The 9,939-nt window shown below is 72.4% G+C and carries 4 protein-coding genes and 1 rRNA gene; 2 read left to right on the forward strand and 3 right to left on the reverse strand.

Annotated features, from left to right (window positions below; all coding sequences use genetic code 11):
- Window positions 1-240: 240 nt before the first annotated feature.
- Window positions 241-4,848, reverse strand: coding sequence for a HAMP domain-containing protein (locus tag ACFU74_RS33315; RefSeq protein ID WP_380763640.1), 4,608 nt, complete (start codon window positions 4,846-4,848; stop codon window positions 241-243).
- Between the two features lie 547 nt (window positions 4,849-5,395).
- Between ACFU74_RS33315 and ACFU74_RS33320 the strand changes: the two genes are divergently transcribed.
- Window positions 5,396-7,954 carry a SpoIIE family protein phosphatase gene (locus ACFU74_RS33320; RefSeq protein WP_380763634.1) on the forward strand — a complete coding sequence of 853 codons (2,559 nt, stop codon included), beginning with the start codon at window positions 5,396-5,398 and terminating at the stop codon, window positions 7,952-7,954.
- Window positions 7,955-8,273: 319 nt separating this feature from the next.
- A complete protein-coding gene (locus ACFU74_RS33325; RefSeq protein WP_380763636.1) occupies window positions 8,274-8,837 on the forward strand; it encodes an acetate uptake transporter in 564 nt (187 codons plus the stop codon).
- A gap of 78 nt (window positions 8,838-8,915) precedes the next feature.
- On the opposite strand, the gene ACFU74_RS33330 is transcribed toward ACFU74_RS33325, so the two are convergent.
- On the reverse strand, window positions 8,916-9,752 hold the full coding sequence (locus tag ACFU74_RS33330; RefSeq protein ID WP_380763638.1) for a phosphatase PAP2 family protein: 837 nt from the start codon (window positions 9,750-9,752) through the stop codon (window positions 8,916-8,918).
- A 95-nt stretch (window positions 9,753-9,847) separates the two neighbouring features.
- A 5S ribosomal RNA gene (gene rrf, locus ACFU74_RS33335) occupies window positions 9,848-9,939 on the reverse strand; the annotation flags it as partial.

Raw genomic sequence — 9,939 nt, forward strand, 5'->3', positions numbered from 1 at the left:
GCAGGCCACCCCCAGCACGCGGCCCACCGCCGACCGTCCCACCGCCGAACCACCGACCACCGTCGCCCCCACCAAGGCCCCGGACCCCACCCCGCCCCCCCCCCGCCCGCCCCCCCCCCCCCAACCCCCCCCCCCCCGCGGCTTTAAAGCCCGTGGTGACCGCCGTCTTCCACGCCCCCGTCATCCGATCGGTCCCGACCGGGGCGGTTCCGGGGCCCACCGGGCACCGCCCGGGGGTCCTCAGGGCTTCCGGACGGTGAGCCATTCGTGCATCACCGACAGCAGGTGGTCGGTCTCCACCGGCTTGGTGATGTGGTCGGTCGCGCCGGCCTCCAGGGACTTCTCCTTGTCGCCCTTCATCGCCTTGGCGGTCAGCGCGATGATCGGCAGCCCGGCGAACTGCGGCATCCGGCGGATCGCCTCGGTGGTCGCGTAGCCGTCCATCTCCGGCATCATGATGTCCATCAGGACCAGCGCGACGTTCTCGTGCTGCTCCAGCATCTCGATGCCCTCGCGGCCGTTCTCGGCGTACAGCACGGTCAGGCCGTGCTGCTCCAGCACGCTGGTGAGGGCGAACACGTTGCGCACGTCGTCGTCGACGATCAGCACCTGCTGGCCGTCGAAGCGGCTGTCGGTGCGGCCGGACGGGCGGGCCGACAGGGCCGCCTCGGGCGCCCTCGCCTCCGTCCGGCCGCCGGCCCCGCGACCCTCGGCGGGCCCGCCCGCGGCCCCGCGGACGGTGGGACGGACGTCCGACGGCGGCGCGTCCGCACCCGCCGCGCGGCGGCGCTCGACGGCGCCCCGGCGGCGGACCTCGACCAGCTCGCGGACCTCCTGGGCCCAGTGGTCGGCCGGGCTCTCGCCCACCGGCACCGGCGACCCGACCGGGGTCACCCCGACCGAGGCGCGCAGCGCGCCCCCGCCCGGCCCCGGCTGCCCGGTGCCCTCCGGTGCCTCGGCGCGCAGCGGCAGGTACAGGGTGAACGTCGAGCCCTTGCCCAGCTCGCTCTCGGCGTGGATCTCGCCGCCGAGCAGCCGGGCGATCTCCCGGCTGATCGACAGCCCGAGGCCGGTGCCGCCGTACTTGCGGCTGGTGGTGCCGTCGGCCTGCCGGAACGGCTCGAAGATCTCCCGCAGCTTGTTGCCGGGGATGCCGATCCCGGTGTCGGAGACCGTGAAGGCGATCAGCGGGTCGTCCGGGCCCTTGATCGCGCCCGCCTCCAGCAGCTGCTCGCGCACGTGCTGCGGCACGCTCTGGCCGGCCGGGCTGATCGAGAAGTCGACGGCGCCGGTGTCGGTGAACTTCACCGCGTTGGAGATGAGGTTGCGCAGCACCTGCTGGAGCCGCTGCTCGTCGGTGTGCATGGTGACCGGGAGCGCCGGCGAGACCCGCACGCCGAACTCCAGGTTCTTGTCCAGCGCGACCGGCTGGAAGGTCGCCTCGACGTAGTCGACCAGCTGGACCAGGGCGATCCTGGCCGGGCGGACGTCCATCTTGCCCGCCTCGACCTTGGACAGGTCCAGGATGTCGTTGATCAGCTGGAGCAGGTCGGAACCGGCGCCGTGGATGGTGTCGGCGAACTCGACCTGCTTGGGCGACAGGTTGCCCTCGTTGTTGTCCGACAGCAGCTTGGCCAGGATCAGCAGCGAGTTCAGCGGGGTGCGCAGCTCGTGCGACATGTTGGCGAGGAACTCGCTCTTGTACCGGGAGGCCAGCGCGAGCTGCTCGGCGCGCTCCTCCAGGACCTGCCGCGCCTCCTCGATCTCGCTGTTCTTGATCTCGATGTCCCGGTTCTGCTGGGCGAGCTGCTCGGCCTTCTCCTGCAGCTCCTCGTTGGTGCGCTCCAGCTCCTCCTGGCGCGCCTCCAGCTCGGCCGACCGCATCGACAGCTCGGCGGTCAGCCGCTGGGACTCCAGCAGCAGCCCCTCGGTCTTGGTGTTGACGCTGATGGTGTTGACGGTGACGCCGATGAGGTCGGCGATCTGGTTGAGGAAGTCCAGCGCGACGGTGGTGAACGAGCTGAAGGTGGCCAGCTCGATCACGCCCAGCAGCCGGCCCTCGAACAGCACCGGCAGCACCACGATGTGAGCCGGCGAGGCCTCGCCCAGGCCGGAGGCGATCTTCAGGTACCCGGGCGGCGCCTCCTTGAGGATGATCGCCCGCTTCTCCACCGCCGCCTGCCCGATCAGCGACTCGCCGGGGCGGAAGGTGGTCGGCATCGCCCGCCGCTGGTAGCCGTAGCTGCCGATCAGCCGCAGCACGGTGTCGTTCTCGTCGTCGTCCTCGGTGATCAGTTCGGCGGTGCGGCCGGCCGGCTGGGCGAGGAAGAAGGCGCCGTGCTGCGCCGAGACCACCGGGGTGAGCTCGGTCATGATCAGCGAGGCCACCGCCTCCAGGTCGCGCCGGCCCTGCAGCAGGCCGGAGATCCGGGCCAGATTGGTCTTCAGCCAGTCCTGCTCCTGGTTGGTGCGGGTGGTCTCGCGCAGGTTGGCGATCATCTGGTTGATGTTGTCCTTGAGCTCGTCGAGCTCGCCGGCGGCGTCCACGTCGATCCGCAGCGACAGGTCGCCCCTGGTCACGGCGGTGGCGACCTGCGCGATCGCGCGCACCTGCCGGGTGAGGTTGTTGGCCAGCTCGTTGACGGACTCGGTGAGGTCCTGCCAGGTGCCGTCCACGCCCGGCACCCGCGCCTGGCCGCCCAGCCGCCCGTCGGTGCCCACCTCACGGGCGACCCGGGTGACCTCGTCGGCGAACGCCGACAGCTGGTCGACCATGGTGTTGATGCTGGTCTTGAGCTCCAGGAACTCGCCGCGGGCGTCCACGTCGATCTTCTGCGACAGGTCACCGCGGGCCACCGCCGTGATCACCAGCGCGATGTTCCGCACCTGACCGGTGAGGTTGTTGGCCATCAGGTTGACGTTGTCGGTCAGGTCCTTCCAGATCCCGGCCACGCCCGGCACGCTCGCCTGACCGCCCAGGGTGCCGTCGGTGCCCACCTCGCGGGCCACCCTGGTCACCTCGACCGCGAACGCCGACAGCTGGTCGACCATGGTGTTCAGGGTCCCGGCCAGCCCGGCGACCTCGCCCTGGGCCTCGATGGTGATCTTCTTGGAGAGGTCGCCCGAGGCCACCGCGGCCGCCACCTCGGCGATGTTCCGCACCTGGCTGGTCAGGTTCGACGCCATGAAGTTGACGTTGTCGGTCAGGTCCTTCCAGATGCCCGACACCCCGCGCACCCGGGCCTGGCCGCCCAGGTTCCCCTCGGTGCCCACCTCGCGCGCCACCCGGGTGACCTCGTCGGCGAACGCCGACAGCTGGTCCACCATGGTGTTCACGGTGGTGACCAGCTCCAGGATCTCGCCCCGGGCGTCGACGGTGATCTTCTTCGAGACGTCCCCGCGCGCCACCGCCGTGGTCACCTCGGCGATGTTGCGGACCTGGCTGGTCAGGTTGTTGGCCATCAGGTTGACGCTGTTGGTCAGGTCCTTCCAGGTGCCGGACACCCCCGGCACGCTCGCCTGGCCGCCGAGGATGCCCTCGGTGCCGACGTCCCTGGCCACCCTGGTCACCTCGTCGGCGAAGGCGCCCAGCTGGTCGACCATCGTGTTGATGGTGTTCTTCAGCTCCAGGATCTCCCCGCGGGCGTCCACCTGGATCTTCTGCGAGAGGTCGCCGCGGGCGACGGCGGTGGTCACCTGGGCGATGTTGCGCACCTGATCGGTGAGGTTGTTCGCCATGAAGTTGACGTTGTCGGTGAGGTCCCGCCAGACGCCGGCCGCCCACGGCACCTGCGCCTGCCCGCCCAGCCGTCCCTCGGTGCCCACCTGACGGGCCACCCGGGTCACCTGCTCGGCGAAGCCGGAGAGCTGGTCGACCATCGTGTTGATGGTGTTCTTCAGCTCCAGGATCTCGCCGCGAGCATCCACCTCGATCTTCTGCGAGAGGTCGCCGCGCGCCACCGCCGTGGTCACCTGGGCGATGCTGCGGACCTGGCCCGTCAGGTTGTCCGCCATGAAGTTCACCGAATCGGTGAGGTCCCGCCACACGCCCGCGACGCCCGGCACCTGCGCCTGGCCGCCCAGCCGGCCCTCCGTGCCCACGTCCCTGGCCACCCGGGTCACCTGCGCCGCGAAGCCGTTCAGCTGGTCCACCATCGTGTTGACGGTGTTCTTCAGCTCCAGCATCTCGCCGGCCACCTCGACCGTCACCTTGCGGGACAGGTCGCCCTTGGCCACCGCGGTGGTCACCTGCGCGATGTTGCGCACCTGCGCGGTCAGCCGCCCGGCCATGGTGTTGACCGAGTCCCCGAGGTCCTTCCAGCTGCCGGACACGCTGCGGACCTTCGCCTGACCGCCCAGCTTGCCCTCGGTGCCGACCTCACGGGCCACCCGGGTCACCTCGTCGGTGAACTCCGACAGCTGGTCCACCAGCCCGTTGACGGTCCGGCCGATCTTCAGGTACTCGCCGCGCAGCGGGTGGCTCACCCCGTTGCTGTGCAGCGAGCGCAGCTCCATCTTCTGGTCCAGGTCGCCCTCGGCGATCGACGTCAGCACCCGGCCCACCTCGGCCATCGGCCGCGCCAGGTCGTCGATCAGCGCGTTGCAGTTGTCGACCGCCGCCATCCAGGCGCCCTCGCCGGCACCCGTCTCCAGCCGCTCGTTCAACCGGCCCTCGCGGCCCACCGCCCGCCGCACCCGGGCAAGCTCGCCCGTGAGGTGCTGGTTGCGCTCCGCCACCTCGTTGAACACCGCGGCGATCTCCGCCAGCGGACCGTCCCCGGGCACCGTCAGCCGGCGCCGGAAGTTTCCGTCGCGCATCGCCGTCAGCGCGGCCAGCAGCTTGCGCAGCTCGGCCGGCTCGGCGCCGCGGTTGTGGTTGACACGCCGGCCGGCCGCGCTCCGCGGCGCGGCCCCGGGGCGCCCGCCACGCTGAGCGGGCGGCGTCGTACCGGTTGCGTCCTTGGTGGCCGAACTCAACGGGCCCCTCCCAGATCGTGAACTGTCCGGCGCCCCGCGCACGCGCCCCCGTCCGGGGGCCCGCCGCGCAGCACCGTCCCGGCGCTACCGTCCCGGCGGCCGGGCAGGCCCACCGGAACCCGCAACGACGGTACTGCTCGGACCGGACATCGCGGACCCCCCAGTCTGGCAGCACTCGCGCCCGGTACAAGCTCGGTTGCGCTCGGTTGGCACCGGCCCGTCCGAAACGGGTGGGCAGAATCACCCTCCGGTGCCTGTTTCGACTCCCCGCCCCCACGGGGAACCAAGCGGAAAGTAGGGTGGAGCGCTGCACCGGGCCACAACCGCCCCGGCGGCGCCGCCCACACCGCCGGCGCGCACCGGGATTCGGCGCCGCACCCCGGGAAAGCCAGGGCCAGAGCAGAGGAGACGTGGCAACGTGGTCACCGCGCGCGCAGCCGCCACCTTCGAACCCGTAGGTCGGTCGGCCGGTGCCGCCCGCTCCTTCGTCCGGGACGCGCTGCTGGGCTGGGGCCTGCCCGAGGTCGTCGACGACGCGGTGGTCCTGGTCAGCGAACTCGTCACCAACGCGGTCGTGCACGCCGGCACCGCCGCCGAGGTCTGCTGCCTGCGCGAGGACGGCACCGTCCGGATCGAGGTCGCCGACCGCCACCCCGAACGCGGACTGCCCAGCTTCGCCGACATCCCCACCACCGCGTCCGACCACTACGCCGACGCCGACGGCGAGGGCGGCCGCGGCCTGCTGATGTGCGCCGCGCTCGCCGAACGCTGGGGCGTCGAGTACGGCTCCGGCCGCAAGACCGTCTGGTTCCGGCTCGCCCTGCCCGCGCACACCGCCGGCACCCGCTACGCCCTGCCCGCCGCACCCGGCGGCGAACTGCCGCACAGTCACGGCCCGGTCCGCGTCGCCGTCGTCCAACTCGACGACGACGGCCGCGTGCTCGCCTGGAACCCCGACGCCGAGGCCCTCTTCCAGCACCCCGCCGACACCGTGCTCGGCCGCCCCTGGGCCGACCTCGCCGTCTGGCCGCAGTCCGCCGACAGCGGCCTCGGCCTCGCCGCCGTCCTGCGGCTCGCCCGCTGGGAGGGCGGCTACGCGCTGCGCCGCGCCGACGGCACCGAGGTCGACGTCTACGGCGTCCAGGTCCGCCTGCGCGACACCGACGGCACCCCGACCACCCTGTGCCTGCTCGTCCACGACGACGACCGCGCCGTCCTGCGCTCCCCCGCCCGCGCCCTGCCCGGCGACCGCGGCGAACCCGCCGGCCGGCTCGACCTGCTGGCCGGCCTCGGCACCGGCGAGGACCTCGACACCCTGCTCCAGCACACCGTCGAACGCGCCCGCGACCTGCTCGACGCCGACGCCGCCTACCTGCTGCTCACCACCGACGACGAGGCCGAGTTCGAGCTGCGCGCCAGCACCGGACTGCCCACCGCGCCGCGCCCCCACAGCCGCTTCCCGGTCGACACCGGCAACCGCTACGACTCCCCGCGCCTCCCCTCCGTCCACGAGGACCTCGCCAGCCGGCCCACCGGCCTGCCGGTCCTCGACGACAGCGGGCTGCGCTCGCTGCTCACCGTCCCGCTCAAGGTCGAGGGCCGACTGATCGGCTCGCTCGGCATCGCCACCGGCACCCCCGGCCGCTACGACAACGAGGACGCGCTGCGTCTCCAGTTCGCCGCCGACCGGCTCGCCCTGGCCGTCGAGTCCACCCGGCTCGCCGAACTCGAACGGCTGCGCCGCGGCTCGCTCTCCTTCCTCGTCGAGGCCTCCGACCTGCTCGCCGGCACCCTCGAACACGAGCAGACGCTCGCCCTGATGGCCCAGATGGCCGTCCCCACCCTCTCCTCCTGGTGCGCCGTCTACACCAACGGCGACCACGGCGCCCCCGCCTCGCTCGCCTTCGTCCTGCACGAGGACGAGGACCGCATCGACCCGCTGCGCGCCCTGCTCGACAAGACACCCGCCCCGGACAGCGGCCCCACCCACGGCACCCGGTTCTGGACCGCCCCCGCCGAGACCGCCGACGGCAACGGCTTCGCCGACGAACCCGGCCTCACCGGCCTGCTCGGCGAGACCGTGGTCCTGCCGCTGACCGCCCGCAACCGGGTGATCGGCCTGCTCGCCCTCGGCACCGCGGCCGGCGTGCGGTTCCGCCAGGAGATCCTGGAACTCGCCGAGGACCTCTCCCGCCGGGCCGCCCTCGCCCTCGACAACTCGCGCCTGTACTCCGAGCGCACCGCCACCAGCCAGGCCCTGCAACGCAGCCTGCTGCCCCCGGACCTGCCCGACATCCCGGGCGTCGAGGTCGACGTCTACTACCAGGCCGCCGGCGAGGGCAACGAGGTCGGCGGCGACTTCTACGACCTCTTCCCGATCCGCGAGGGCACCTACGGCTTCGCCATCGGCGACGTCTGCGGCACCGGCCCGGAGGCCGCCTCGGTCACCGGCCTCGCCCGGCACTCGCTGCGGCTGCTCGCCCGCGAGGGCCTGGACGCCCCGCAGGTCCTCAGCCGGCTCAACACGGCCATCCTGGACGAGGGCGCGCGCAGCCGCTTCCTCACCCTGCTGTACGGCGAGCTGACGCCCCGTCCGGACGGCAGCACCGAGCTCTCCCTGGTCTGCGCCGGCCACCCGCTGCCGCTGCGCCTGCGCACCGACGGCCGGGTCGACCGGGCCGCCACCCCGCAGCCGCTGCTCGGCGTCATGGACGACCTCGACCTGACCGCCGAGCGCCTGGTGCTCAACCCCGGCGAGGTCCTGCTCTGCGTCACCGACGGCGTCACCGAACGCCGCGAGGGGCGCCGGATGCTGGGCGACGACGGCCTCGCCGAGGTGCTCACCGGCTGCACCGGGCTCACCGCCGGAGCGGTCGCCCTGCGCGTCCAGCGGGCGGTCGAGCGGTTCGCCCCGGAGCCGCCCTCCGACGACATGGCGATCCTCACCCTGAGGGTGCCCACCCAGCGCACCGTCTGAGCAAACCGGAACGAACCGGGGCGAACCGGGGCGACACCTGCCACGCAGACTGTCGGAGCGTGACCGAACCGTGCCCGACGGCGTCACAAAATGTGCGATTCACAAGGGTACAAGCCCGCTCACTCCGGGTACACCGACCTCACCGGGGAATCCCCCGGCGGGGACGTGACCAGCGGCTCTCCCGCTGGCCCAGCATTCGGACCGCAGCCGTCGCACGCTCCAGCCGTGCGCGCCCGGAGCGGTCACGCGCCTTCACCTCATCGACACTCACCCGCGTTCACTGCGCCCTGCGCGCGCCCATGAGTGAAAGGAGCCTCCGGTGAGCAATGAAGCTACCGGGGCACTGAACGCCCGCTCCACCGGCGCCGACGCGGGTAACCTCGGTTACCTCGCACTCGGCCTGACCCTCCTCGCCTACGGCCTGCTCTCCACCGGCATCCTCAGCGGCACGGCCGTCGGGAACTCGGCCCACCTCGCCCACATCGTCGGCGGCCTCACCCTGTTCATCGCGGGCCTCTGGCAGTTCCGCGGCGGTGAGGGCTTCACCGGCACCGCCTTCACCAGCCTCGGCGCCTTCTGGGCGACCTGGTCCACGGCCTCCGGCGCCGGCAAGAACGCGGTCGGCCTGTTCCTCCTCCTGTGGGCCCTGCTCGCCCTCACCCTGACCGTCGCCAGTTGGAACGCGGGCCTCTTCAGCCGCGCCGTCTACGGCCTGCTGACGCTCTCCCTGGTGCTCTCCGCCATCGCCACCTTCAGCACCACCGGCGGCCTCGCCAAGACGGCCGGCTGGATCGCCGCCGCCTCCGGCCTGGCGGCCTGGTACTGGGCCACCGCGTCGCTGACCAACAGCGCGTGGGGCCGAGAGGCCCTGCCGGTCAAATAACGGCGGGTCAACCGGAGGGCCGGACCCCACCCCCACGGGGCCCGGCCCACCGGCACGCCGTGCCCCGGACCGCCGTCCTCAGCCCTGGACGGCCAGCCGCTCCCGCTCCCCCACCGCCGGGACGTCCCCCGCCCGCCGGGCCTGCCTACGGGCCACCGTCCGCTGCCCCGCGTACGTCAGCGCCAGGATCGCCACCGCGACCAGGCCGTCCGCCCAGAAGTGGTTGGCCGTCACCACGACGACCGTGATGGTCAGCACCGGGTGCAACACCATCAGCCAGCGCAGCGGACTCTTCGACACCCGCACCACCGCGACCGCCACCAGCACGCACCACGCCACGTGCACCGACGGCATCGCCGACAGCTGGGCCGCCTTGACCACCCCACCGACCGTAGCGCCGTACACCGACTGCCCGTACTCCGCCGCGACGTCCACGAACCCGTTCTCCGGCAGCATCCGCGGCGGCGCCACCGGCAGGAACTGGACGGCCAGGCAGACCGCCGTCGTGACGACCACCGTGGTCCGCACCCAGGCGTACCGCTCGCGGTGTCTGAGGAAGACCCAGAGCAGCACCCCGATCATCACGGTGAAGTGCATGGACGCGTAGTAGTAGTTCGCCAGCTTGATCAGCGCCGGGTACGGCGTCACCGCGGCCTGCCAGGAGGCCTCGTCGGGCAGGCCGAACGCCAACTCCGTCCGGTGGATCCAACGAGCCCGGTCCAGCGCGTGCTCGTTGCTCATCAGCGAGAGGCGGCCGACCAGCTGCCAGAGCGCGAACAGCGCGAGCAGGGTGCCGGCCTCCCGCAGGATCGCCGAGGCTCCCGCCCGCCGCACCCTGGCGGCCGCGTACGCGCCACCGTAGAGAGCGACCGCGGCGCCCCCGGCGGACTGCCAGGTCAGGGTCAGGTTCTGCAACGGTCCGCGCCTCTCCACCAAGCTCCGATGTGGTGGGGAGACGTTAACGCAAAAAGACCCCCTCCTGAACCGGAGGGGGTCTTTTTGGAATGATTGTTCGGCGGCGTCCTACTCTCCCACAGGGTCCCCCCTGCAGTACCATCGGCGCTGTGAGGCTTAGCTTCCGGGTTCGGAATGTAACCGGGCG

It is taken from the genome of Kitasatospora sp. NPDC057500 (assembly GCF_042802195.1).
In the GTDB taxonomy this organism is placed as follows: domain Bacteria; phylum Actinomycetota; class Actinomycetes; order Streptomycetales; family Streptomycetaceae; genus Kitasatospora.